25 protein-coding genes are annotated in these 24,051 nt (G+C 47.2%); 14 read left to right on the forward strand and 11 right to left on the reverse strand.

The window, feature by feature from the left end; genetic code table 11:
- Position 1: 1 nt before the first annotated feature.
- From MKA69_RS11230 to MKA69_RS11245, 4 genes are read left to right on the forward strand one after another with little or no spacing between them, the layout of a single operon-like run.
- A complete protein-coding gene (locus tag MKA69_RS11230; protein WP_113600024.1) occupies positions 2-724 on the forward strand; it encodes an energy-coupling factor ABC transporter ATP-binding protein in 723 nt (240 codons plus the stop codon).
- Positions 678-1,289: a molybdenum cofactor guanylyltransferase MobA gene (gene mobA, locus MKA69_RS11235; protein ID WP_305848063.1), complete on the forward strand. Its 612-nt coding sequence runs from the start codon at positions 678-680 to the stop codon at positions 1,287-1,289. Before MKA69_RS11230 ends, mobA begins: the two co-directional genes overlap by 47 nt.
- Positions 1,286-3,106 (forward strand): bifunctional molybdopterin-guanine dinucleotide biosynthesis adaptor protein MobB/molybdopterin molybdotransferase MoeA, encoded by a 1,821-nt coding sequence (locus MKA69_RS11240; RefSeq protein WP_305848064.1) that lies wholly within the window; start codon positions 1,286-1,288, stop codon positions 3,104-3,106. The genes mobA and MKA69_RS11240 overlap by 4 nt, the downstream gene beginning before the upstream one ends.
- A gap of 28 nt (positions 3,107-3,134) precedes the next feature.
- On the forward strand, positions 3,135-3,410 hold the full coding sequence (locus MKA69_RS11245) for a DUF2960 domain-containing protein (protein ID WP_000124575.1): 276 nt from the start codon (positions 3,135-3,137) through the stop codon (positions 3,408-3,410).
- Positions 3,411-3,615: 205 nt separating this feature from the next.
- On the opposite strand, the gene nagK is transcribed toward MKA69_RS11245, so the two are convergent.
- Positions 3,616-4,524 (reverse strand): N-acetylglucosamine kinase, encoded by a 909-nt coding sequence (gene nagK / locus MKA69_RS11250; protein WP_305848065.1) that lies wholly within the window; start codon positions 4,522-4,524, stop codon positions 3,616-3,618.
- 163 nt (positions 4,525-4,687) lie between these two features.
- Positions 4,688-5,425 (reverse strand): tRNA-uridine aminocarboxypropyltransferase, encoded by a 738-nt coding sequence (locus tag MKA69_RS11255; RefSeq protein ID WP_055031304.1) that lies wholly within the window; start codon positions 5,423-5,425, stop codon positions 4,688-4,690.
- 101 nt (positions 5,426-5,526) lie between these two features.
- On the opposite strand from MKA69_RS11255, the gene MKA69_RS11260 reads away from it, so the two are divergent.
- Complete coding sequence (locus MKA69_RS11260) at positions 5,527-6,318, forward strand: sterol desaturase family protein (RefSeq protein ID WP_113608793.1); 792 nt, start codon at positions 5,527-5,529, stop codon at positions 6,316-6,318.
- A gap of 1 nt (position 6,319) precedes the next feature.
- Here MKA69_RS11260 and MKA69_RS11265 read toward each other — a convergent pair whose 3' ends face one another.
- Positions 6,320-8,341 carry a methyl-accepting chemotaxis protein gene (locus MKA69_RS11265; protein ID WP_305848066.1) on the reverse strand — a complete coding sequence of 674 codons (2,022 nt, stop codon included), beginning with the start codon at positions 8,339-8,341 and terminating at the stop codon, positions 6,320-6,322.
- Positions 8,342-8,429: 88 nt separating this feature from the next.
- On the opposite strand from MKA69_RS11265, the gene MKA69_RS11270 reads away from it, so the two are divergent.
- On the forward strand, positions 8,430-8,930 hold the full coding sequence (locus MKA69_RS11270; RefSeq protein WP_055034566.1) for a C40 family peptidase: 501 nt from the start codon (positions 8,430-8,432) through the stop codon (positions 8,928-8,930).
- 11 nt (positions 8,931-8,941) lie between these two features.
- Here MKA69_RS11270 and MKA69_RS11275 read toward each other — a convergent pair whose 3' ends face one another.
- Positions 8,942-9,283: a DUF3802 family protein gene (locus MKA69_RS11275; protein WP_000259893.1), complete on the reverse strand. Its 342-nt coding sequence runs from the start codon at positions 9,281-9,283 to the stop codon at positions 8,942-8,944.
- Positions 9,284-9,689: 406 nt separating this feature from the next.
- Between MKA69_RS11275 and MKA69_RS11280 the strand changes: the two genes are divergently transcribed.
- From MKA69_RS11280 to MKA69_RS11295, 4 genes are all read left to right on the forward strand, one after another.
- A complete protein-coding gene (locus MKA69_RS11280) occupies positions 9,690-10,556 on the forward strand; it encodes a fructosamine kinase family protein (RefSeq protein WP_055028887.1) in 867 nt (288 codons plus the stop codon).
- A 156-nt stretch (positions 10,557-10,712) separates the two neighbouring features.
- Positions 10,713-10,916 (forward strand): CPXCG motif-containing cysteine-rich protein, encoded by a 204-nt coding sequence (locus tag MKA69_RS11285; protein ID WP_001243588.1) that lies wholly within the window; start codon positions 10,713-10,715, stop codon positions 10,914-10,916.
- 253 nt (positions 10,917-11,169) lie between these two features.
- Positions 11,170-12,543, forward strand: coding sequence for a sodium-coupled multidrug efflux MATE transporter VcmA (gene vcmA, locus MKA69_RS11290; RefSeq protein ID WP_055028886.1), 1,374 nt, complete (start codon positions 11,170-11,172; stop codon positions 12,541-12,543).
- 56 nt (positions 12,544-12,599) lie between these two features.
- Positions 12,600-13,586, forward strand: coding sequence for a DUF3080 domain-containing protein (locus MKA69_RS11295; protein WP_305848067.1), 987 nt, complete (start codon positions 12,600-12,602; stop codon positions 13,584-13,586).
- On the opposite strand, the gene MKA69_RS11300 is transcribed toward MKA69_RS11295, so the two are convergent.
- The 7 genes from MKA69_RS11300 to MKA69_RS11330 form a co-directional block, all read right to left on the reverse strand.
- Positions 13,580-14,428, reverse strand: coding sequence for a DNA ligase (locus tag MKA69_RS11300; protein ID WP_305848068.1), 849 nt, complete (start codon positions 14,426-14,428; stop codon positions 13,580-13,582). The genes MKA69_RS11295 and MKA69_RS11300 overlap by 7 nt on opposite strands.
- Before the next feature lie 151 nt (positions 14,429-14,579).
- Positions 14,580-15,758: a lipopolysaccharide assembly protein LapB gene (locus tag MKA69_RS11305; protein ID WP_305848069.1), complete on the reverse strand. Its 1,179-nt coding sequence runs from the start codon at positions 15,756-15,758 to the stop codon at positions 14,580-14,582.
- Positions 15,755-16,375 carry an energy transducer TonB gene (locus MKA69_RS11310; protein ID WP_000533082.1) on the reverse strand — a complete coding sequence of 207 codons (621 nt, stop codon included), beginning with the start codon at positions 16,373-16,375 and terminating at the stop codon, positions 15,755-15,757. The genes MKA69_RS11305 and MKA69_RS11310 overlap by 4 nt, the downstream gene beginning before the upstream one ends.
- Entirely contained in the window at positions 16,375-16,779 is a 405-nt protein-coding gene (locus tag MKA69_RS11315; protein WP_001236422.1) for a biopolymer transporter ExbD, read from the reverse strand. The genes MKA69_RS11310 and MKA69_RS11315 overlap by 1 nt, the downstream gene beginning before the upstream one ends.
- Positions 16,776-17,315 carry a MotA/TolQ/ExbB proton channel family protein gene (locus MKA69_RS11320; RefSeq protein WP_001083294.1) on the reverse strand — a complete coding sequence of 180 codons (540 nt, stop codon included), beginning with the start codon at positions 17,313-17,315 and terminating at the stop codon, positions 16,776-16,778. Before MKA69_RS11320 ends, MKA69_RS11315 begins: the two co-directional genes overlap by 4 nt.
- 9 nt (positions 17,316-17,324) lie before the next feature.
- Positions 17,325-18,701, reverse strand: a complete 1,377-nt coding sequence (locus tag MKA69_RS11325) for a MotA/TolQ/ExbB proton channel family protein (RefSeq protein WP_305848070.1) — start codon at positions 18,699-18,701, stop codon at positions 17,325-17,327.
- Positions 18,701-19,459, reverse strand: coding sequence for a DUF3450 domain-containing protein (locus MKA69_RS11330; RefSeq protein ID WP_305848071.1), 759 nt, complete (start codon positions 19,457-19,459; stop codon positions 18,701-18,703). Before MKA69_RS11330 ends, MKA69_RS11325 begins: the two co-directional genes overlap by 1 nt.
- A 303-nt stretch (positions 19,460-19,762) precedes the next feature.
- Between MKA69_RS11330 and MKA69_RS11335 the strand changes: the two genes are divergently transcribed.
- From MKA69_RS11335 to MKA69_RS11350, 4 genes are all read left to right on the forward strand, one after another.
- A complete protein-coding gene (locus MKA69_RS11335) occupies positions 19,763-21,067 on the forward strand; it encodes an extracellular solute-binding protein (protein ID WP_305848072.1) in 1,305 nt (434 codons plus the stop codon).
- A 64-nt stretch (positions 21,068-21,131) separates the two neighbouring features.
- On the forward strand, positions 21,132-22,013 hold the full coding sequence (locus MKA69_RS11340) for an ABC transporter permease subunit (protein ID WP_001189750.1): 882 nt from the start codon (positions 21,132-21,134) through the stop codon (positions 22,011-22,013).
- Positions 22,014-22,022: 9 nt separating this feature from the next.
- Positions 22,023-22,865, forward strand: a complete 843-nt coding sequence (gene ugpE / locus MKA69_RS11345; protein WP_000841540.1) for a sn-glycerol-3-phosphate ABC transporter permease UgpE — start codon at positions 22,023-22,025, stop codon at positions 22,863-22,865.
- A complete protein-coding gene (locus MKA69_RS11350; RefSeq protein ID WP_305848073.1) occupies positions 22,855-24,036 on the forward strand; it encodes a sn-glycerol-3-phosphate import ATP-binding protein UgpC in 1,182 nt (393 codons plus the stop codon). Before ugpE ends, MKA69_RS11350 begins: the two co-directional genes overlap by 11 nt.
- The last annotated feature ends 15 nt before the right edge of the window (positions 24,037-24,051 follow it).

Raw genomic sequence — 24,051 nt, forward strand, 5'->3', positions numbered from 1 at the left:
AATGACGATTAAACTCACCGCGCAGCAGCTTTCCATGCGTTTTAAAGATCGCGTGTTATTTCATATTCCCGAGATCGCCATTGGCCCTAATGATGCCATTTACCTTAAAGGCGACAATGGTGTGGGTAAAACCACCTTATTGAAAATTCTCGCGGGCTTGTTAGAGCCGAGCAATGGTAGAGTGCTTGGCCGAAAACCTTGGTGGCAGCGCTTATTTTTGACCTCTGCAACGTCTGAAGTGGTCTACCTTCATCAAAGCCCCTACCTGTTTGATAACACGGTTTATCAAAATGTGGTGTACGGCATTCGTTTCAGTGGCTTGTCTGCGCATGAAAAACGAGCGCAAGTGATCACAGCCCTGCGTATGGTGGGATTAGAAACGCTGGCCGATGAGCATATTTCTGTGCTCTCAGGTGGAGAAAAACAGCGTGTGGCGATGGCACGAGCGTGGATCCTCAAGCCTTCCATTTTGCTGATGGATGAGCCGAGTGCGTCATTGGATCAAGAATCTATCGAGAGATTGGTTATAATGGCGCGAGATTTATTAGAGCGCGGCTCCAGCCTTGTGATCACTAGCCACCAAACCAACGCCCTCACGGCGCTGTGTAAAAAACAGTGGTGGATTAAAGATCGCCAACTGATTGAGTCGCCTTTGCTGCAGATTGTGAAAGAAAAAAATGACAACCACACAGACACTTCCCACTCTTCAAACCTCGGACACTAGCTGGGTTATTCTCGCTGGCGGACAAGCCAGCCGTATGGGGGGACAAGACAAAGGGCTGATCCAGTTGAATGGTCAGCCGCTTATTCAACATGTGATCGATAAACTGGCACCGCAAACCCCTACTTTGCTCATCAATGCTAACCGCAACCAAAATCTGTACGCGCAATTTGCGCCCGTGATCAGCGATGAGTTTCCTGATTACCCCGGCCCTTTAGGTGGTATTCATGCAGGTTTAAGTCATGCTCCGACCGATTGGGTCGGCTTTGTCCCTTGTGATAGCCCGTTAATTTGCGATGATTTAGTCGCCCGTTTCTGTCAGGCCGCCAAACCCGAGAGCGATATCTTAGTGGCCCATGATGGTGAACATCAACAACCTGTGTTTACCCTATTTCATAAACGCGTGTTACCCAAACTCAGCGCCTTTTTAGCCCGCGGCGATCGCAAAATCATCTTGCTTTACGATGAATGCCATACTTCTTATGTTGATTTTAGCGATGCACCGAGCTGCTTTTTTAATTTGAATACGCCACAAGAGTTGGCGCAATTTGGAGCGTTACACCCATGACACCTTCTGCAAACCAGAATCCTCAACGCCCTAACCTGCCACTACTCGGTTTCGCTGCCTATTCTGGCACCGGAAAAACGACGTTATTAGAAGCCCTACTTCCTAAGCTGACGGCGGCTGGCTTGCGCATTGGCCTACTGAAACATGCACATCACGATTTTGATGTCGATAAGCCGGGCAAAGACAGTTATCGCTTACGTAAAGCAGGGGCATCTCAAATGCTGATTGCTTCGCGTAACCGTCATGCACTGATGACCGAAACTCCCGATGCCGAAGCGGAGTTTGATTATCTGCTGACTCGATTTGATGCCGAGAAGCTGGATGTGATTTTGGTTGAAGGCTGTAAAAATATCGCCTTTCCAAAAATTGAACTGCACCGCGCGGAAGTCGGTAAGCCTTGGCTTTACCCTCACGATGAAAACATCATTGCGATTGCTGCCGATGAGACGGTCGAAACGGCTCTGCCGCAAATGAACATTAATGATCTCGATGCGATCAGCGATTTTGTTTTGCATTATGTTAAGCAGTGGCATGAACAGAAAACGCAGCAATCTGTTGCTTCAGATTCAAAAAACAGTGCGGCGGCATGCTGCGACACCTTATCCCCTGCTTTCCTTTCTGTAGAGCAAGGCCGCGAGAAGATCCTGTCGCTCATTTCGCCTTTGGCAGAGACAGAATCGGTAGCGATTCAAGAGTGCTATCAACGCGTACTGGCGCGTGAAGTACACTCTCCGATCAATGTGCCCGCCTATCGCAACTCGGCGATGGATGGTTATGCGCTGCGCAGTGATGATCTTGAACGTGATAGCTACCGTGTAGTGGCGGAAGTGCTCGCCGGTAGTCATTATCCGAAAACGGTTGAGCTAGGCGAAGCGGTTAAGATTATGACTGGCGCGCCAATGCCACTCGGTGCCGATACAGTGGTCATGCGTGAGCAAGCCACGCAAAACGGCGATGTGGTGAGTTTTGCGGGTGCAAAAATCAAAGCAAGGCAAAACGTACGCCAAGCGGGTGAAGATTTGGCACAAGGTCAAGCGGTGTTTCACTCTGGCCAGCGTTTACTTTCTCCAGAAATGGGCATGTTGGCGTCACTAGGCTTCGCACACGCGGACGTATTTCGCTCGCTTAAGGTGGCGATTTTCTCGACTGGCGATGAAGTACAAGCGCCCGGCGGTGACATTGAGCCCAACTCTATTTTTGATTCCAACCGCTTTACTCTGACAGGATTACTCAAACAGCTCGGCTGCCAAGTGATCGATCTCGGCATCATCGAAGATAACGAAGCCAAAATGGTGCGAGTGCTTGAGCAAGCGGCAAAACAGGCTGATGTGCTGATCACTTCCGGTGGTGTTTCTGTGGGCGATGCGGATTTCATCAAATCCGCGCTAGAAAAACTGGGGCAAATTGATTTTTGGCGCATCAATATGCGTCCGGGCCGCCCATTGGCGTTTGGTCAGATTGCAGGAAAACCTTTCTTCGGGCTACCGGGCAACCCTGTCGCGGTAATGGTTTCTTTCATCAACTTTGTGGAACCTGCTCTGCGTAAAATGCAAGGTGAACAAGGTTGGCAACCACTGAAAGTCAATGCGATTGCGTTGGAAGATTTGCGTTCTCGCCAAGGCAGAACTGAGTTCAGTCGTGGGGTTTACGCTTTTAATACGCAAGGTCAACTGACAGTACGTACCACGGGCAAACAAGGTTCGGGAATTTTGTGCTCAATGAGTGAAGCGAACTGCTTGATTGAAATTGCTCCGGCGATTGATACGGTAAAAGTCGGTGAAAGCGTGACAATCATCCCACTTCAAGGCAGAATCTAGCCCGTTTATTTAGCGTTGAGAGAGAAACATGGCTCGTACCATCATCTACACCTACAAAAACCAAGAGAAAACGCTGACTTTCTCATACGAAAAGCATCACAACATTCATGAAGCGGTTGCCGAAGCTGAGGGCATTGACCTGACCGAATTTCTGAAGATGGAGATGCAGCTGGAAGCGATTTCAGATACCAAATCGGTACGCAACTTCCGTGATAACCACTTTAAAAAGCTCGGTTTTGGCATCATAACTCTACAACCCAAAGAGAATTTTGGTGTAGGCAAAAAACCAAAAGCGACTCGCTAAGCCAATATGCTTTAGCTGTAATTTTAAAATACCGATACCCAAACTACCTGGAGTTGCAGGTAGGCGGCAAGCGAGTGAATCCCCATGAGCATAGACAAACTATGTGATTGGGGTGAATGAACGCAGCCAACACCGCTGCAACTTCAAGTAGAAAGGGAAAAGGGCTTGCAGTGCAAGCCCTTAATTTATTCTGTTGATCTTCAACTTATTTAATGTTGAGGAAAGCCGCTCCGCGCACACCGCCTGAGTCGCCATGTTTGGCTTTAACGATTTTCGGGCATTTCGCAACAGAGAGCAGATGCTTAGGCACACGCTTTGGCATCTCTTCATAAATCAGATCGTAGTTTGACAAACCACCACCTAACACAACGACATGCGGATCGTTCGCGGTAAAAATGTTACCGAAACAGATCGCCAACAGCTCCATAAAGCGCTCAACGTGCTCAACGGCTTTGTCTTCACCCTCTTTCTGTGCGTTGATGATCTCAATCGCCTTTTTCTTTTCGCCGTAGTAGTGCTCATACAACAGCTCAAAACCACGGCCAGAGAGATAGTTATCCATACAACCTTTGTTACCACAACCACAGCTGAGCAATGGCGCTTTTTCACCAAGGTGGAACCAGGCATCAATCGGTAGACGCATGTGACCAATTTCGCCAGCAACGTGGTTACGGCCTGAAAATACTTTGCCTTGGTAAACCAAGCCGCCGCCAAAGCCAGTGCCTAAAATCAACCCCATCACGGAGGCCGCATCTTTTAACTCATCGTCCCAAGCTTCGGAGAGTGCAAAACAGTTCGCATCGTTTTCTACTTTTACGGTGCGACCCAGTTTCGCTTCCAGATCGGCACGCAGCGGTTTGCCTTTTGCAGCAGGTACGTTCACCGTTAACACGCAACCATCGTCGGCATCTTCCATTCCCGGAATACCCAGACCGACTGTGCCTTCCACTCCAAACTGAGCATCGTATTTCTGCACCAGCCCTGCAATCGTATCGATTAATTTTGCATAATCATCGGTCGGTGTCGGTACACGTTCAGTTGCAACACGCTCTAACTGCTCGTTGAACGCACCAAATTCAATTTTGGTTCCGCCAACATCAAAGCCGTAATACATGGCCCTCTCTCCTCAATTTCCTATCCCAGCCTTGGGGAAAAAATAAAAACACAAAAGTGAGGCGTATTATCCACAAGGGATTACCAACAGTCCGTGACAAACCACGTATTTATCCTGCGAATGCCACCGATTGCGCAATAAGTGCTCAGCATCACTGTCAAGTTTAGAGGCAGCTCTCGCTTTGCTGATGTGCGATCCATGTATGCAGCGCAGGTTTAGCGGTGTTGGGTTTATTGCGCGATTTGCACATCAGGTAAGTTTCTTTAAAGGCTTCAAACCACAGCGATAACGTATCCGCCACCTGTTGTTGACCAAACATTTCCAACACCAAACACGCCACTTCTGCTGTCGCCAAGTGTTGCTCGTTTTCCGATTTACGCATGATGTATTGAGACAAGCGTTCCGGCTCAACCGATACCAAAGGTAATTGCGCAAGATACGGTGATTTACGAAAGATGCGCTTCGCCTCACGCCAGCTACCATCAATCAATACTAATAATGGTTTTTTTCCTGAAAACTCAGTGGGGATCGGGCTTAATACGCGAGTTTTGTCTTCTTCCGTTTCCGCAGGAAAAATCAGCACTGGGTAATAGGCCGAGTTATTGAGTAATGCGAGCATCTCTGGGTTTGGCTCGGTACGGCTCCATTGGTACACGTAGGTCTCTTTCACCGTATCCGCAATCAATCGCCCAGTATTACTGGGTTTAAATACTTCGTTTTCCGACACAATCAGCAGCACCGCAATGTCACTTTCAATGTCGGGCTGATGAACACACAAGCAGTGCGTCAGCTCAACCAGACAGTACAAGCAGCGTTTTATCTTCCCACCTCGCGCTAAAAATGGCTTGGTTGAACGTTCTAGGCGATATTGATATAAGTGATGGAAAGCGTGAATTCTCATGGCGCGTACTACAGACTGAAAAATGGCAGCGATTTTACTGACCAGGAGGGTTTTGCGCTAGTAAAGTTTGTCCGCCATAAACGAAGAGCAAGGAAAGCAATATGAATGTTTCTGTTGAACATATTCGATTAGGCATTTTTTTCGCTGTATTAGTGATCTGCGCCTTATGGGAATCCAATTATCCACGGAAAACGCGATCTCAAAGCAAGCTGGTTCGTTGGTTAAACAATTTGGGATTGGTCAGTTTTAATAGTTTTTTGCTTTCCGTGCTGATGCCTTTTCTCGCTTTTAGCGCCGCGCAATGGGCTCAAGCTCATCAATTCGGTTTGCTTTATTGGTTAGAGACCCCATCAATATTGGCTTTAATCATCTCCGTCGTGCTGCTGGATGCTGTGATTTATTGGCAACATCTGCTGTTTCACCGCATTCCTTTGCTATGGCGTCTGCATCGTATGCATCATGCCGATCAAGATATCGATGTGACAACCGGCAGCCGTTTCCACCCGTTAGAAATATTGATTTCGGCTTGGATTAAAATTGGAGCGGTGACGTTATTGGGCGTTTCCCCGATTGCCGTCGTGGTTTTTGAGGTGGTATTGAATGCCAGTGCGATGTTTAACCACAGCAACGCCAAACTGCCTTACAAAGCCGATCAATGGTTGCGCTTACTGGTGGTAACGCCAGATATGCACCGTGTCCACCACTCCGTATTAGTGCACGAAACCCACTCTAATTTCGGCTTTTTCCTCTCCATATGGGATCGCTTGTTTAGAACTTATATTGCTCAGCCCGAAATGGGACATGAGCGAATGAAGATTGGTTTGCCACTGTTTCGCCAAACACGAGAACAGTGGCTGGATAAAATGCTCACGCAACCGTTTCGAGACAAATAGATCAATCCAACTGGTATTTATGCAGCATGGCTTGTTGATGTCCTGCGATCTCCGCGACTTGCTCGGCACTTTCTAACATCGCATCCAACTGGCGCTTGGTTTCTTGACCTTGTTCGGATATTTCTGCCACAGCTTGACTCACGTCCGCCGTTGCACGCTTCTGTTCTTCGGTGGCATCGGTAATTTGCGCGACTCGAGTACGAATGTGTGATACTGCACTTTCGATCTGCATAAACGTGCTTTTCACCTCTTCACTGGATTGCAGAGCTGAAACCATTTCCTTGCGTGATTCATCCACAGCTTGGCGCGATTTCGTTGCCGCGTTCACTAACTCGTTCATCATGTCGCGGATATTGGCCGTCTGTTTACTGGTATCGCTGGCTAATTTACGGACTTCATCAGCGACCACTGCAAAGCCACGACCTTGCTCACCGGCGCGAGCGGCCTCAATTGCTGCATTCAGCGCGAGTAAGTTTGTGCTATCGGCAATCCCGCTGATCATATCCACCATTTCGCGAATACTGGTGACGCGCTGATTAAGCTCAGACATGGCCATATCATTCGCACTTAAGGTGTTTTCTAGCGCTTGTAGTCGGTGTTGGTTTTGCTCAATCACTTGAACCCCTTGCGCGGAATGCTCGGCCGCTTGCACAGAATCGGTGAACGAATCATTACTCACTCCGGCAATTTCACGGATCGAGGCTTCTAACTGATTAATCGTCGCCGCCATTGCAAGCAAGGCTTGGTTCTGTGCTGACAAACTTCGGTTGGACTGTTCTGCCGAGCCATAGCTCAGCTCTGCGGTTTGATAAAGTGTTTCACAATTGCGCGTAACCAAAGCAATCGATTCATGGGTAGAGGTAATCACTTGGTTGAGCTGTGCCGCCACATTTTGAAAGTCCTGCGGCCCCACTAAAGCGAGTGAATGATTCAGCTTATGTTCCGTCAGTTGGTTCAGGTGTCGAGTGATGTTGCTAAGAGAGCGCCCAATCCAACGGCGCAAGCTGAACCACACGATTAAAATCGCCAACACTAAGATCGCACCACTCACTTGCTGAGTTATCGTTACCGCAGAAATGGTATCACTCACCTCTTGTTTGCCTTGTTGAATATGTTGCTGAGCAAACGCAGACCATTGATTGAGTTGTGCCACTAACTCTTGTGTCACGATAGCCGCTGCGGAAAAATCTGTGTTTTGGTGTTGGGCATCTTCAAGTTTATTGAGGATTTGATCGATGATAGCTTGCGCTTTAAAGCCAGACAAAACCATGTCATAGGGTGCAGTTAAACTGGCGTAGTCTTTGATTTCTGGATACCACTCTTTGAAATCATCAAAAGCCAGTTCCAACCCCGCCAGTCGATTTTTCAATTCTTGCCGATATTTCTGCGCAGCCGGCATTTCTTCTTCAATAAGCAGCAATAGAAAAGTGCTTTCCATCGCACTGGCACTGGCCGTAAAACGGTTAGCGGCATCGATCGCCTCTGGATTGTCGCTCGCAAGGAAAGAAGCGATGCGACTCATTTCTGGCCCTATCGAACTTAGCCCATAACGAAATTGCTTCGCTTGTTCATTAATCTGTGTTGATTTGCTCAATTGCAGTTGCTGCAGATGTAAAATTGATTGAGCTAATTGATTGAAGTGTTCAATGTTCTTCTTCAATGGTGCAATCTGCTCACTTTCTGCCACACCAGAAAGCTGAGTGATACTTTGCTCTAGTAGCGTTATCTCCGTTCGAGCTTGTACATCAAGTTTTTGCCATTCATTCAATACTTGAGTTAATTCGGTCTCTGTTTTACTGCGCGTTCCATAGCCGAGGTATTTCACCTGCTCAAGGTAGTTTTGCGTGAGCGCAGCATTATTAAGCGCAAAGGGCAAAGCTTGCTCAGATAGCTGAGTAAATTGCGCGCCAACCCGCTCTATGCCACGTAAACTGGTGACAGACAAACTGATCATCAGTATGGTGATGCACAGAAACACTGTGCCAAGCGCTTGTGTGAGTGAGAGATTTTTTGTCAAAGCCATGAAAATACGTCTTAGGATTGAGAGTCGACGTCATGGTAGGTAGAGCTTGTTTCAGTTTTATTTCACTTTTTTGTCAGTAAGGTGACTCATGTTAGTGGTTAAGCAAACGTTTTCCCTGTTTTTTCTCTTATTCCTTGTAGGGTGTGGCTCTACCCCCTCTTCTGAGCCCGATTCGTCCTCGCTAACGCCTGATTTGAGTGATCGTTCTTTTCCCAGTTTTTCGAGTGTCTTCACAGAATGGCGCGGCGTGCCATATCAATTCGGAGGCAATAACAAAAAAGGAATTGATTGCTCTGCTTTCGTGCAAATTGCCTATCGAGACGCATGGCAACTCAGCTTGCCTCGGACAACCGAATCACAAGCGCAAACGGGGCAATTGATCAAATATGAACACGCGCAGTATGGCGACTTAGTCTTTTTCAAGACTTCACGCACTAACATTCATGTGGGCGTTTATTTGGGGAATAAGCAGTTTATGCACGCTTCGACATCGAAGGGCGTGATCATTTCGCGAATTGACAACCCTTATTGGGCTGCAAAATTTTGGCAGTTTAGGCGGATTGAGAATCCGCCTCTGGTATCCAATTAAGGCCTGTCGGGTTAGTCGTATTTGGCGACTGCCGAATCAAACAAGTTTTTCACTAACGCTATGTATTCATCCAAAAAAGCAATCTGCTCATTGGTCGCTGGTCGATGCCAAACACCGGCAAGGACTTCGGCAAGATCATCGACTACAGAGTCTGTTTCTTTTAGAAGTTGGAAGCGAACACTGGAATGAAGCTCAGGGTTTTGTTCAAAAATAGCCATAATGTTGCTTGCCACCATATCTGTGATGACATCTTCAACACTTTCCGTTCCCGTATCCCCTTCCTGAGTAAAAACATCCATATTGAATGAAAGATGTTCGATCAGGGCCAGATATCCATCGGTTTCTACAACCACATTCGTTCTCCGCTTTACTGCTGCTGTTCGCCAGTTGGTTTCTATCTTTCTTTAATACTAAGACATGAATAACTATTTTCACAGATGGCAGGTGCTAGTTGCTGCACTTTCCACCAAGAGTACGGTTAATTCGCTCAATCCAGCTTAATTATGAGCCAAAACTGACTGACTGAGAGGAGTTTTATCTCATTATTAGAAAAATTGTTTACACCGTGATCTCATGGCGCGTATCGCTGCAGATAGTACGAAAGTGAACTCAATGATTTTATGAGTTAAATCACACTTAGTTGTTTCTCTGACTGCAATCTTTACTCAAGATAGATTTATGTGCACTCATAAACTTTCATATTGGCTAGCTTGGCATACACTAGCCTGTAACCAGATTAAAAAACCGAGAGCTTGAATTATGTGGCCAGCAATTATTCAACAATTGTCTGAACAGATGGACAAAAATTTTCACATGGTGGAAAAAGAAAAAGTGCATGGAGGTGACATTAATGAATGCTTTATGGTCAGCGATGGGATTGATCGTTACTTTGTCAAAACTAACCAGCGCGAGTTTTTGAGTAAATTTGAAGCCGAAGTGGAAAACTTACGCGTCATGCGTGAATCCAATACGGTGCAAGTTCCGCACTACCTTGTGCATGGAACCAGCAAAACGCACGCTTATCTGGTTCTCAACTATCTTGCTATCAAGCCATTGGATGACGCCGAAAGAAGTTTTGAGTTTGGCGTGCAACTAGCCAACTTGCATCGTTGGGGAGACCAGAAAGAGTTTGGCTTCGACATCGATAACTACATTGGGGCAACGGTTCAGCCCAACCCTTGGCATAAAAAGTGGTCATTATTTTTTGCTGAGCAGCGAATCGGCTGGCAGTTACAATTGCTGCAAGAGAAAGGTATTCATCTGATTAATATTGATGAATTTGTTGACCTCATAAAATCTCGTTTAGCTAATCATACGCCTCGCCCTTCCTTGCTGCATGGCGATCTCTGGTTTGGCAATGTCGCAAATTCTGTACATGGACCTCTGTGCTTTGATCCTGCCTGCTATTGGGGAGATCGTGAATGTGATATTGCGCTTGCAGAATGGTTTGGTGGTTTTCAGCCTGAATTTTTCCAAGGCTATGAAAGTATTTGGCCATTAGATTGGGGATATGAAGAACGTAAAGATATCTACAACCTTTACCATGTGCTCAATCATTACAATCAATTCGGTGGGCATTACTTGGATGAAGCGCAGAAATTGATGGATAAGATATTGTGTTACTGAATGAATTTCTGCTAATTGTTGATTTTTATAAATATATTGACTCTGGTGATTAATTGTTGGTTTTATGTTTGCCTTCAAACTTTAGACTTAATTTGATTCTTTAAGAAACTTCCCTGATTAGTATTACTGTATCTCCAAGGACGTAAGGAAAGAGATATGAGAAACTTCACAGAAAAGTCCGTTATCTGCCCGCATTGCGGCCACGGTATTCGTTTGACTTTAGATGCTTCGAATGGAAGTCAGGAGTTTTACGATGACTGCCCCGCTTGCTGTCACGCGATCCACCTCAATATGACGGTCGATGAGTTACACGACACCATTGAATTGTATATTGATGCTGATGACGAACAGATTTTCTAGCACTGTTTGTGTTTAGCGTTATCTCTACATAAGAGCGCCAACTACGGCGCTCTTTTCACACCGCCTCGATCAAATCAACCAGTTACGCCGGTTTCTGTTTGATGCATTTAGCTTCAACCTGACAATTTGTGATTTATATCAGTTTTTCATGGAGCTTATTGCGACATTTCATTATCATTCCGTCCAGTGCCATGAGTTGAGTATTGCTTAATTTGTTCTGGCTCCCCTTTTTGTCCCCCCTTTGGAGAATTCTGTGCATCGTTACAAAATCGAAGCATCAAATTTAATTAAACTTGCAACGCCAGTATTGATTGCTTCCGTTGCACAAACTGGTATGGGCTTTGTCGATACAATAATGGCCGGTGGCGTCAGTGCGATTGATATGGCCGCGGTATCCATCGCTGCTAGCATCTGGCTTCCTTCCATTTTATTTGGCGTAGGTTTGTTGATGGCACTTGTGCCTGTGGTAGCACAGCTCAATGGTGCGGGTCGTCAACATAAAATCCCGTTTGAAGTCCATCAAGGGTTGATCTTAGCGCTATTAGTTTCTATCCCGATCATTGCCGTGCTCTTTCAAACCCAATTCATCATTCAATTTATGGATGTTGAACAAGCGATGGCAACCAAGACGGTCGGTTATATGCATGCGGTGATGTTTGCGGTTCCCGCTTATCTTCTGTTCCAAGCGCTGCGCAGCTTTACTGATGGCATGTCGTTAACAAAACCGGCCATGGTGATTGGATTTATGGGCCTTTTGCTCAACATTCCACTGAACTGGATTTTTGTGTACGGCAAATTTGGAGCGCCGCAACTTGGCGGTGTCGGCTGTGGTGTTGCAACCGCAATTGTTTATTGGATTATGCTGCTTCTGCTGCTGTTCTATATCACAACGTCTAAGCGCCTCGCTCATGTCAAAGTGTTTGCCACATTTCATAAGCCACAGCCCAAAGAGTTATTCCGTCTATTTCGTTTAGGGTTTCCTGTTGCCGCAGCACTGTTCTTTGAAGTCACCCTCTTTGCCGTGGTGGCGTTGATGGTGGCGCCGTTAGGCTCAACCGTGGTAGCCGCACACCAAGTGGCGCTTAATTTTTCGTCACTGGTATTTATGTTCCCAATGAGTATTGGGGCGGCCGTTTCAATTCGTGTTGGACACAAACTCGGTGAGCAAGACACTAAAGGCGCCGCTATTGCCGCCAATGTAGGCCTAATGACGGGCTTAGCCACCGCTTGTATCACGGCGTTGCTGACAGTACTGTTCCGTGAGCAAATTGCATTGCTCTATACCGAGAACCAAGTTGTGGTTGCTCTGGCAATGCAGTTGCTATTACTGGCAGCGATCTATCAATGTATGGATGCCGTACAAGTAGTTGCAGCGGGTTCGTTGCGTGGTTACAAAGATATGACGGCGATATTTCATCGAACCTTTATCTCTTATTGGGTACTCGGTTTGCCTACCGGTTACATTTTAGGTATGACTAACTGGTTAACTGAGCAACCAATGGGAGCCAAAGGTTTCTGGCTTGGCTTTATTATCGGGCTTTCTGCGGCGGCGTTAATGTTAGGGCAACGTTTGTTCTGGATTCAAAAACAGAGTGATGACAAGCAGTTGCACCTTGCAGCCAAATAGTCACCAATGAAAAATGAAGGCCAGCCATACGCTGGCCTTTTTATTAGGAAATCAGAGTGCATCGGAAAACCTTACTGCTTTTTTTATTGGCAATACTTAGCGGTTGCGATCATGAGGCAGCGATTGAGGACGACTTTGCAAGTTACTTAACTCGTATTGCCAATGTACAGGAACAAGCGGCTTTCACGCCTCCGGTTTGGACGGCACAAAGTGTATCGCCAAAGCGTGAATTGATGACGCCACTTGAACCTTTGACGATCGGCTTGTTAGACAGTTACGAATTACGTCAATGCGGTTTATTTGAGCGTATCGCTCAGCGCAATTCGATTTTAGGTAAGGTACAAGATGCATTTCGCGAGTGGGATTTTCAAATTGCGTTATTAAACGGGCTCGACACCTGTTTGCTAGAGCCCAAACTCAGTCCGGCGTTGAAAGCACAGTTACTTGAGATCAAAGTAATTAAGCAGCAAGAACTGCCTAGTCGTTGGAATAACTTACTCTACACTAGTGATGTGATGAGATCGCAACTGAGTGGTGCAAAGTGGTATGACGCCAATTGGAGCACTGATGAATTACTTTTCGCACTTCAGCAGTTAAATCAAATTGATATCAATATTAAACAGCGGCTACCTATCCCCGAGCTTTCGCTATTTACTCAACAAGAAATATTGGAAAAACAGCGCTTACTGGGCCACCTAAAGTTTTCATTAGACCGAGCAACAGATTGGCTTGATACGCTATCCCGACAACTGATTGATCACGATGATGTCATTCTCTGTGGTGTAAACCGAAATCAAACTAAGCTCACTTATCTGCGCAATGTTTTTCAAAGTCAGTATATCGAAAAGGTGCAACCCTATTTAGCGAGCCTTGACCAAGCGTATTATCAATTTGCACCTCAATTGTCTTTGTTTAATCAGCTTAACTCGCCCTTTCCGATACAAGCGAGCCATCAGCGTTTCCGTGATGCGGTCCAAAAACATGCGCACTATTGGCAACAACTTTTCAAGCGTTGCAGCATTACTGTCGGCGCAAATCAATAACTGGCTTTCTCTCGAACATAGCGAGCAAATCGTGGTTTACCTTCTGCGGTCAACCCGTTATAGCGATAGGTGATTAAACTGCCAATTTCTGGTGGATCTGCACGTTCCGCATCACTAAACCCACTGCCGATGTAGAATTCAATTCCGTCGGGAGTGCGTACTAAAATCGATCCCATTTTACCTTTGTACTTTCCTGAGCCTAAGCGATAACCAATCACCGTGGCTTCGGCATCTTGATGTTTTTTAAGTTTGAGGAGATCGTTACTGCGACCCGCTTGGTAACGAGCATTAATTTTGCGCAGCATTACCCCTTCCCCCGATTTTCCACTGATATTATCTAGATAACTCAGTAGTTCTTGTTCAGACTTTATCGGAGTATGTTCAACCAATTTGATGTGCTTTTTATCTAACTGATTAACCAGATAAACGAGATTGTAGTAGCGCTTACTGTAATCACCTGCGGCATCTGGCATATCAAACAGCATGAAATCAATACTCCGCCATGCTGATTCTGAAGGTTGCATATCCAACACCGTCTGCTGCACAAGAGCAAAGTGTCCTCTTCCGGCCCACAATTCCCCTTCTAACGGATAAGGTGGCAGTGGCTCGATAAACCAGGCAGGTGCCGCAATCGGATTTCCGTTGCGTGTAACAAGCTGTTTTCCGGTCCATATTGCGCGAATACCATCCAGTTTTTCACTCTTCCAGTAATCGTAAATGTTAATACCGTGTTGGTAGTCGTTTGCGAAAGTAATGGGAATGAAAGCGAGGGGGCTATCATTCGCCAATGTTTGCTGTGAAAGGAGTATTGCAGCAGCAGTGAGTGTCAGTCGTATCAGCATGGTCATGTCCCTAATGAAGATGCGACGTCATTTTCATTAGGGTAACAAATGAATAAAAGGGCAATTCATTAACGATGCGAAACGGTTCATTAATTTCCCTTATTGACTAAATAGCGTATTACATCAAGAAGATCCGCCTTTAACCAAACCGTTAAGAGTTTTGCGTTGAGGGAGACTGCCGCAGTTGAGATAAGTATTTAATCCACTGTTTAGCACTTTCCGAGGCTTGAATACTGTCAGCCCGTTTCGCTTGCAGCAACGCCGCATCGATCTGATTCAATTTGTAGAGGGCGCGTGTTTTTGCTAGCGCAACTTGCGCCTGTTTATCTTGCTCTTTCACCCTATTTAGCTCTTCTAACGCTTGTGCATAATGCCCTTCTTGCAACAAGAGTTGTGCTACCTGCCAGTGATATTTGGCCTCTTGGCTAGAAGCTAAGCGCCAAGTTTTGATCGCGTGATCCCACTCTTTCGCACGTTGCCAGTAAATGGCTCGTTCAGTAATGAATTGGAGATTACTTTCCGCCTCTTCTAAGCTTTCCATCACTCGTGCGGCACGTTCAGGTACCCCATTTTGCGCGTAGAGCTGAGCCAACAAACGTAAATCCTGTTGGTTAAGTTCAACCTTTTGCATTTTGGCGAGGGCTAAAGTGCTGAGTGCCTCTTTCTTCAACCCAACACGCAGCTCTAGGCTCACCAGTTGACGCCACCATGCACTCTTTTGTGGTTCGAGTACCAACAAACGTTTCAAGGAGCTGATTGCCGGTTTCCACTGCTCCAAATTGAGCTCTGCTCCCAATTGTAGGGAAAGAGGCAAAACGGCATCTTGCGATTGGAACTGGGCGTATTGCCCAATCCCTTTCAGAACAGATTTCCACTCTTGCAGCTGAAAATGCAGTTGAGAAATTCTCAGCCAAAGCTCATCGCCTTTCTGATTGGCGGGGATAGATTCTGACAGCACATAATAATGCTTCAGCGCCGGACGATACTCTTGTTGGCTGGTCAGTAGATCGGCCAACATTTTCCGAGTTGACCACGCTTGTTCATCTTGCAGCTCATTACTTTCTACCGCCAATTTTAGTGATGAAATCGCGGCCGGAATTTGCTCATTCTGCCAGTAGAACACCCCGAGCATACGGGCAACGTAAGCACGGTCATAACTTCTACTCAGTTCTGTTTGCTTGAGAACGTCAATCGCCTCTTTCACCTTGTTTTCTTGTACCAGCTGGTTCGCCTTGACGACTTTACTGGCCGTAAACGGGCTTAGCTCTGCGGCATGACTTGCAACGGATAAACAGGACAGAAGAAGATAACTTAAGATTCGTCGTTTCATTTTTGTAACTTAAACTCCAGTCGAACCGTCAGCCCGGTTTGAACCACGGCTTTACCATCCACCATTTTCGGTTGGTATTTCCAGTTACGCAAAGCCAACATCGCTTCACGTTCAAAATAACGTTTCGGGTTGGCATCCACCACTTCAATGTCACGGGTCTTGCCCAGTTCATCAATGTTAAAGCGTAAAGTCACGTAACCTTCGACCCCACGTTGCAACGCTTTGGCTGGATAGTTAGGTTCAACTCGATGCAAAGGCATCACTTGCTGGTTTACCGAAAACTCTCCAAATTGTGGTGCATTCACTGCCACGCCTTCAATCGCGGTGCTGAGGTTTAAATCCACTAGCGGATTGAGTGATGACACATCCATCGCGGCAGTTTGCTCAGATCTCGCCGGCGCTTGAGTTGGCACCTGCGGTACTTGTGGCTGCTCTGGTACGCTACGTTGTCTGCGTTGTACATCTTGCTCTTGCTCTGCCATCACCATAGTAAAACTCAGTGCCGCAGTTGGTTTAGGAATGCTTCTCCCGCCGTTATCCACCATCCAAGCCATCAGGCTAAACAGTGCCAACGTAACGGCGAGAGCCATTGGACAGGCTAAGATCAAGCGCCCCATTAGGGCTTCTCCGCCGCGAGCGCAATACTTTTCACACCCGCACCTTTTGCTGCATCCATCACTTTTACTACGGTACCATTAAACGCATGTTCATCGGCTTGAATCACCAGTGAGGCATCCGGTTGATCCAACAATAAATGTTCTAAAGTCGCTTGCACTCGCTCCACATCGACCTGACGTTTATCAATGTAGATGTCATTAGCCGCAGTAATCGCAACAAAAATCCCGGCTTGCTTTTGGCTCACCGCATGCGCTGCGGTGGGTCGATTGACCTCCACACCCGATTCGCGCACAAACGAGCTGGTCACAATAAAGAAAATTAACATGATAAAGACGATATCCAGCATCGACGTGAGATCGATCTGCGCTTCATCTTGCTTGGAAGGTCTGCGCCCTAGCCTCATGATTGGCTCCTTAACGCTTGTTCTAATTTCATTTCAAGTCCACGACAGGTTTTGCTTAAACGTGCGTGAACAAAGAGTCCGGCTAATGCGGCTACCATGCCTGCCATGGTGGGTAAGGTGGCGAGTGAAATGCCCGAGGCCATCAATTTAGGATCGCTGCTGCCTTGAGTCGCCATGACATCGAACACCGAAATCATCCCCGTCACCGTACCAAGCAGCCCGAGCATAGGACAAATGGCCACCAGAACCTTAATTAGATTAAGATTCTGATGTAATGCAATGTGTGCTTCGCCGAGCCACTGCTCGCGAATGGAACGGGCAAACCAACTCTGTTGATCGCTACGTTGTAACCACAAGGTAATCCAATGCTGACGTTGCTTTGGAAACGCCAGCGTTAGGAATAATACGCGCTCAATCACCAGTAACCAGCACAGCAATACGACAGCCGCTAACCACCAAAGTACCGCCCCGCCTTGAGCCATAAATTGCTCAAGCGGCTGCCAGTATTCCAGTAGGAAAGAGAATGCTGAATTCATCATTCGCCCTTACGCGGTTTGTTTAACAAGTGGTTGAACTGATTGGGCGGAGCAGTCAAGCTCTGCTTGTTGAGCAACCAGTCCAATCCCTTGTTTCTCCAGAATATTGCGAATCGCTTCGGCTTGTGCGCTGAGAATATTGTGCGCCAGTAAGAGCGGAATCGCCGCAATCAAACCTTCCACGGTTGTCACCAAGGCCATCGAAATGCCGCCCGCCATGACTTTCGGGTCGCCGTTACCAAACTGAGTGATCACTTGGAAGGTTTCAATCATCCCGGTCACTGTGCCGAGCAGGCCGAGCATTGGTGCCAGCGCGGCCAGTAATTTCAACATGGATAAACCCGTTTCAAGATGATTTTGCTCATCCACCACCGCTTCCAACAAGCGCAGTTCAAGCGCTTCCACACTGCGTTGCTGCTCTTTGTTGTAAACCGCCAAAATTCGTCCCAGTGGGTTATCACCCGGCTGCTCAGGATTTTTGAGCTGTGCTTTAATCTTCTGACGCAGGGTGGCCAATACTGTGCCACGGTACAGAGCGATAATCAGCCCCACACCCAGTAATACGAGGATCACGTTACCAATCACGCCACCGGCTTGTAGGCGCTGGCTGAGTGATGGGGTTAAAGCCAACTGCTCTAGCAATAAGCCACGTGAAGGATCTACATTCATGGTGACAACGTCACCATGAATGAGGGATTGAATTCGACTTAAGGTTGGGAAATCTGACGGCAGTTGTTGATAACTCACCGCTTGTTGACGTGAGTTATCCCACTTCACATAACCTTTTTCAGTGACCAATCCGAAGGAGCCTAAACGCAACGCTGGCTCTGTTTGCGTTTCACCCTGCCCGTTTAGCCAAGCAATTTGCGTTGGTTTAACTTGGCCACTGGCTTGAATTTCTTCGTTCATGGCTTGCCACAAACTGCGCAGTTGAGCCATTGATGGTAAGGTCTTCGCTGCAACCACTTCATCAATACTGTTTTGATGAGTACGAGGCTCAACACCAGTGACCGATTGATCCAGTTCACTTTGCAGCTCTTTGGCGTTTTGACGTACTACACCAAACATCTCACCTAAGCTGCCCGTTTCCAGTCGCAACGTTTCTTCAAGGCGCGCGAGTGTATTTTCGTTGTCACTGAACTTGGTCGATAGCTGATCCGCTTCTTTTTGCAGGCGGTTGCGTTCCGCGAGCAAAACGGCTTTCGCAGCTTGCAGCTCTTGTTCAGTTTGCACGAAACCGGATTCTCGCTGCTGGTTATGCTGCTGTTGCTGCGCTTTATCTTGATTGGCTTTTTGCACTAAGCCATCCACTGCGTAAGCAGAGCTGAAACCCAGAGCTAAAGGCAGGGTTAATGCCAACGCCAAAGCGGAGTGTTTACACTTCATTATTTGGCCTCCGCTGCGGTCAAAGATACAGGCAAGTTCAACAGTGTCGGGGCAATTTGCTGTTGTGCCAGTTGGTAAGCGGTATTGAGATCGTTTTTGTTCGCATCCGGCAGTGCTTGCCATGATTGCTGTTTTGCATCCCAACTCCAGAATTGTTCACCATCAAGGCTGCGAGCCAACAGCACTAAACGGCCTAAATAAAGCACTTCGGCTTCTACTTGCTGTGTGGAAGACAAGGCAATTTTCGCTTGGTAAGTACCCAGCTTGTTACCGTAATCCAGTTCGATTTGGTATGCCTCAAGAATACGGCGATATTTTTCAGCATCACTGACATCAGCACGCGGCATAAGTTCTTTGAGCTTGGCAATGCGTTCTTGACGGGCTGTGAGACGGATCGGTTTATCCTGCGCTACCCACTCCTCAAGTCCATCAATCATGTCGTACATCAATGGCACAATCCCTTGACGAGTACGTTTGATCTCTTCCGTTTGCTGCTCAAGACTGCTCATCTCTTGCTCTTGGTTCGCAACCAGAGACTGCAAATGATTGCGATAAGTTTGCAAGTTTTTGACTTCTTCATTCAATTGCTCAATTTCCGCGCGCAGCACTAAGGTTTTTTCTGCACTTTGGTCAATTTTTTGTTGGCTTTGGGCAGAAGCTTGGTTGGTACTGTTTTGAATTGCTTGCGCTTGATCGAGCGAAGCGGCATGCGCGGGCAAAAGTGCCGAGGCGCAAAGAAGTGAGAGACATCTTTTCATAGAGTGTGATTTGCCTTTTTAGGAATGAGGAGGATTCTATTGAGAAACGCTCTCATTATCAACCAGCTTATTGATTGTTTGTACTTTCAAGTACATAAATTGCCAATCATGCACAAAAAATCAACACGCACGCATTCGCCCTAGTTTTGAAATCGGCGCATACGATTGCTTAATGACATAATTCCTTGATAGATCTTTCATTTTTCTGTCATTAACTAGCCACCGCACTGTAACTTTTACTCGCCACTATACCTTCCAACGAAACACCAACAGTCTCGTTCGAAACTTACAAGGAATGAATCAATGAATAAGGTATGGTTATCTGGCTTGTTAACCGCAACGGTTTCTGGCGTATTTTCAACTTCGACCCTAGCGGCAACAGAAATCACATGGTGGCATGCTATGGGTGGTCAATTGGGTGAAACCGTCAATTACCTCGCCAATGAGTTTAATGCTTCACAAAGCGATTATAAGCTCACTCCGGTTTACAAAGGTTCGTACACCGAAACGCTTACCGCGGGCATTGCTGCGTTTCGTGCAGGCCAAGCGCCGAACATTCTGCAAGTGTTTGATGCCGGTGCAGCCACCATTATGAGCGGAAAAGGTGTGGCGAAACCGGTGCAAGATCTGATGATTGAATCTGGCTACCCTTTTACTTCACAAGATTACATTGCCGGTGTGCGTAACTTTTATGCGGACAACAAAGGCAAAATGGTTGGCATGCCATTCAACAGCTCAACACCTGTGCTGTATTACAACAAAGATATGCTGGCATCCGTTAACGCAAAAGCCCCACAAACCTATGAACAGCTAGAGCAAGTTGCCGCTAAGTTAGCTGAAAAAGGCCAAGCCGGATTTGCCCAATCCTTAACGCCGTGGATCATGTTTGAGAACTTCAAATCTCGCCACAACCTACCGCTTTCTGATAAGCAAAATGGCTATCAAGATCTCTCGACGAAAATCATGTTTAACTCTGACGACATGCTGATGCATGTGAAAAAGCTCAAAGAGTGGTCGGATAAAGGTTATTACAAGTATTACGGCAGTGATTGGGATGCCAACCAAACTCCATTCGAACGTGGTGAAGTGGCGATGTGGATGGGCTCTTCTGGTTCATTCGGCGGTCTGCGTAACCGCGTGAAATTCAATCTTGGCACGACTTACCTGCCTTACTGGGAATCGGTCACCAAAAACCCAACCCATACCTTTATTGGTGGTGCTGCCCTGTTTGCTCTACAAGGCCACAGCAAAGAGCAAGACAAAGGCGTAGCGGCATTCTTCGCTTATTTGACCAAGCCTGAAACGCAAATGTACTGGCACAAAACCACTGGTTACGTGCCGGTGACGAATGCGGCCTACGAGCTCACCAAACAATCAGGCTACTACCAAGAAAACCCGGATGCAGAAGTGGGCGTGAAACAGCTTAGCCTGCCGGATGGCGAGTGGACCAAAGGCTATCGCCTCGGTTACTACCCACAAGTGCGTGAAGTGATGCACCGAGAATTCGATAACATTTTTGCAGGCCGCTCAACAGTAGAGAGCAGCTTGAACAAAGTGGAAAACGAAAGCGCCAAGCTGCTGGATCGCTTCGCACGTACTGTGCAATAGCCTCAATGGCCGCCATTCGAAAGATGGCGGCTTATCTTCTCTTACGTCAATTTTGAGTTTATCTGTGCAACGTCGACAACATTTCGCTCACACTCCGCTGCCCTATTTGCTGCTTGCGCCGCAAATCGTGATCATCGCAGTGTTCTTTATTTATCCTGCCGCACAAGCGATTTATCTCTCTTTTATGTTGGAAGATCCTTGGGGGCTCTCCTCGACTTTTGTTTGGTTTGAAAACTATCAGGTACTGTTTAGCTCAACCGACTATCTTGACTCACTGGGCTTTACTCTGCTGTTTTCGGTGATTGTCTCTTTTCTTTCGCTGGCGCTTGCGCTGTTACTCGCGGTAAAAGCCGACAACATCATTCATGGCCAAGGTTCGTATCGCGTCACGCTAACGTGGGTGTATGCCGTCGCGCCGGCCGTCGCGGGCATCATTGGCGGTTTTCTGTTTAATCCGCACATTGGTGTCCTGTCCGACTTTTTCCAATACATCGGCTGGCAATTTAGCTTTCAGACCGACCCTGTGGATGCCACGATTGCGCTGATTTTGGTCTCAGTCTGGAAGCAGGTATCGGTCAACTTCCTCTATTTTCTGGCGGGTTTGCAGTCGATTTCCTACGCCGTTCGCGAAGCGGCACTGCTCGATTGCCAAAGCGACAGCAAACGCTTTTGGAGCATCACCTTTCCGCTGCTCGCACCGACTGGATTTTTCCTGTTGGTGATTAACCTCACTTACGCCTTTTTTGACACCTTCGGGGTTATCGATACCATGACCAATGGCGGCCCGGGAGGCAGTACCACCTCACTGGTGTACAAGGTGTATCGCGATGGTTTTGTTGGTGCAGACCTTGGCGGCAGCTCGGCGCAATCGGTGGTGTTACTCGTGTTGGTGCTGGCGCTGACTTGGTTGCAGTTCCGTTTTGTTGAAAAACGTGTTCATTACTAAGGAGTTACGATGAAAAGTAATCGACTCTCCGATCATTTGATCCTTATCGCTGGCGCACTGTTTATGCTAGTGCCGCTGTGGCTGATTTTCGCAAGCTCAACCCATCAGCCAAACACCATTGTCTCGGAAGGTTTGCAATGGACTCTTGGCGATAACCTCAGCGCAGTTTATCAAGAAGCATGGAATAAAAGCCTCGGTTTTGCCGGTAATGTCACCGCGCAAACCATGATCGTTAACTCGATGATCATGGGCTTGGGTTTTGCGATTGGCAAAATCGTGATTTCGATGATGGCGGCCTATGCCTTGGTCTATTTCCGCTTGCCTTATGCCAGCGCGTGGTTCTGGTTGATTTTCATTACCTTACTGCTGCCGCTCGAAGTGCGGATTATTCCCTCGTACGAAGTGGTGTCCAATTTAGGCATGCTCAATAGCTACACCGGCTTAGTGCTGCCATTGATTGCCTCCGCTACCGCGACCTTCTTCTTCCGCCAGTTTTTCAAAACCATACCGGATGAACTCTTAGAAGCGGCACAACTGGATAACGCAGGACCGGTGCGCTTTTTTATCGATATCTTGTTTCCCCTCTCGAAAACCATGATGGCCGCAATTTTCATCATCATGTTTGTGGTGGGTTGGAACCAGTACCTGTGGCCGATCATGATGACCACGGATGAGCAGTACAACACCATAGTGATGGGCATAAAACAGATTCTCAATAACATCAATGAAACCAGCTTGCCGCGTTATGACTACGCATTTGCCATGGTGATCCTCGCCATGCTGCCCCCCGTTTTGGTGGTGGTGATTTTCCAACGTTGGTTTGTAAAAGGATTAGTCGAAAGTGAAAAGTAATCAGAACTCCAATATTCATCTGCTACGCAGCGTCAAACACGCGGAGCCTGTTATGTTAGACATCAAACAACTGGTCAAAACCTACGATAACGGCCATCAAGCGGTGAAAGGCGTGGATCTGTCGATTCATCAAGGAGAATTTATCGTGTTGGTCGGTCCATCGGGCTGCGGGAAATCCTCCATTCTGCGCTCCATCGCGGGTTTAGAGAGCATTACTTCCGGCGAAATTCATCTCGCGGGACGCCGCGTCGATAACGAAAAACCGGCCAATCGCGACATCGCTATGGTGTTCCAAAACTATGCGCTCTATCCGCATATGAGTGTCTACGATAACCTCGCCTACGGCCTTAAAAATCGTGGTGTGGATAAACAAACCATCGCAGCGAAAATTGCTAAGGTCGCAAAAACTCTCAAGATTGAAGAATACTTAGACCGAAAACCAGCCAAACTTTCCGGCGGACAACGCCAGCGCGTGGCAATGGGACGAGCGATTGTGCGCGATCCGCAACTGTTTTTGTTTGATGAACCTCTCTCGAATTTGGATGCGGCGCTGCGCGCGCACATGCGCTTAGAAATCAAAAAACTACAGCGTGAACTTGGTGTGACGAGTGTGTATGTAACCCATGATCAGGTGGAAGCGATGACACTTGCTGACCGCATTGTGGTGGTCAAACAAGGAGAAATTGAGCAAGTCGGCACGCCCGCCGAAGTGTACCATCAGCCAGCCAGTACCTTTGTCGCGAGCTTTATCGGCAGCCCTGCCATGAATTTCCTCCCTGCTTGCATCAAGCAAGGTCGATTACACATCGCTGGCAAGTACTGTGACTTGCCACAGTTTGACGCCATAAGTTCCCAAAACATCACGTTAGGCATTCGCCCTGAACACGCATCATTGCAGCCATTATCCAACGCGATTGAGTTAAAAATGGATATTCAAGTGGTTGAGCCACTTGGCCCGAACCAGCTGGTGCATGGCAAAATTATCGGTTTAGAAAGCGAGCAAGATTTCATCGCGGTCACTGCCGAGATTCCGCTCGATACACATCAAACTCTGCCGATCTGGGTTGCCCTTGAGCATCTGCATCTTTTTGATCAACAAGGTAAACGCTTTGTCCAGTCACACCGTTCTTGTACACAGAGCGGCAAAGTCGCTAGCACTCGTCAGCAATAACATTCGTCAACCGTA

It is taken from the genome of Vibrio sp. AH4, from assembly GCF_030710545.1.
Taxonomy (GTDB): domain Bacteria; phylum Pseudomonadota; class Gammaproteobacteria; order Enterobacterales; family Vibrionaceae; genus Vibrio; species Vibrio metoecus.

What these genes read in the sequence shown, in the direction of transcription:
- MKA69_RS11230 (WP_113600024.1), top strand. Translation starts at nt 2, where the DNA reads ATGACGATTAAACTCACCGCGCAGCAGCTTTCCATGCGTTTTAAAGAT.
- mobA (WP_305848063.1), top strand. Translation starts at nt 678, where the DNA reads ATGACAACCACACAGACACTTCCCACTCTTCAAACCTCGGACACTAGC.
- MKA69_RS11240 (WP_305848064.1), top strand. Translation starts at nt 1,286, where the DNA reads ATGACACCTTCTGCAAACCAGAATCCTCAACGCCCTAACCTGCCACTA.
- MKA69_RS11245 (WP_000124575.1), top strand. Translation starts at nt 3,135, where the DNA reads ATGGCTCGTACCATCATCTACACCTACAAAAACCAAGAGAAAACGCTG.
- nagK (WP_305848065.1), bottom strand. Translation starts at nt 4,524, where the DNA reads ATGTATTACGGCTTTGATGTTGGCGGAACCAAAATTGAATTTGGTGCG.
- MKA69_RS11255 (WP_055031304.1), bottom strand. Translation starts at nt 5,425, where the DNA reads ATGAGAATTCACGCTTTCCATCACTTATATCAATATCGCCTAGAACGT.
- MKA69_RS11260 (WP_113608793.1), top strand. Translation starts at nt 5,527, where the DNA reads ATGAATGTTTCTGTTGAACATATTCGATTAGGCATTTTTTTCGCTGTA.
- MKA69_RS11265 (WP_305848066.1), bottom strand. Translation starts at nt 8,341, where the DNA reads ATGGCTTTGACAAAAAATCTCTCACTCACACAAGCGCTTGGCACAGTG.
- MKA69_RS11270 (WP_055034566.1), top strand. Translation starts at nt 8,430, where the DNA reads ATGTTAGTGGTTAAGCAAACGTTTTCCCTGTTTTTTCTCTTATTCCTT.
- MKA69_RS11280 (WP_055028887.1), top strand. Translation starts at nt 9,690, where the DNA reads ATGTGGCCAGCAATTATTCAACAATTGTCTGAACAGATGGACAAAAAT.
- MKA69_RS11285 (WP_001243588.1), top strand. Translation starts at nt 10,713, where the DNA reads ATGAGAAACTTCACAGAAAAGTCCGTTATCTGCCCGCATTGCGGCCAC.
- MKA69_RS11300 (WP_305848068.1), bottom strand. Translation starts at nt 14,428, where the DNA reads ATGCTGATACGACTGACACTCACTGCTGCTGCAATACTCCTTTCACAG.
- MKA69_RS11305 (WP_305848069.1), bottom strand. Translation starts at nt 15,758, where the DNA reads ATGAAACGACGAATCTTAAGTTATCTTCTTCTGTCCTGTTTATCCGTT.
- MKA69_RS11310 (WP_000533082.1), bottom strand. Translation starts at nt 16,375, where the DNA reads ATGGGGCGCTTGATCTTAGCCTGTCCAATGGCTCTCGCCGTTACGTTG.
- MKA69_RS11315 (WP_001236422.1), bottom strand. Translation starts at nt 16,779, where the DNA reads ATGAGGCTAGGGCGCAGACCTTCCAAGCAAGATGAAGCGCAGATCGAT.
- MKA69_RS11320 (WP_001083294.1), bottom strand. Translation starts at nt 17,315, where the DNA reads ATGAATTCAGCATTCTCTTTCCTACTGGAATACTGGCAGCCGCTTGAG.
- MKA69_RS11325 (WP_305848070.1), bottom strand. Translation starts at nt 18,701, where the DNA reads ATGAAGTGTAAACACTCCGCTTTGGCGTTGGCATTAACCCTGCCTTTA.
- MKA69_RS11330 (WP_305848071.1), bottom strand. Translation starts at nt 19,459, where the DNA reads ATGAAAAGATGTCTCTCACTTCTTTGCGCCTCGGCACTTTTGCCCGCG.
- MKA69_RS11335 (WP_305848072.1), top strand. Translation starts at nt 19,763, where the DNA reads ATGAATAAGGTATGGTTATCTGGCTTGTTAACCGCAACGGTTTCTGGC.
- ugpE (WP_000841540.1), top strand. Translation starts at nt 22,023, where the DNA reads ATGAAAAGTAATCGACTCTCCGATCATTTGATCCTTATCGCTGGCGCA.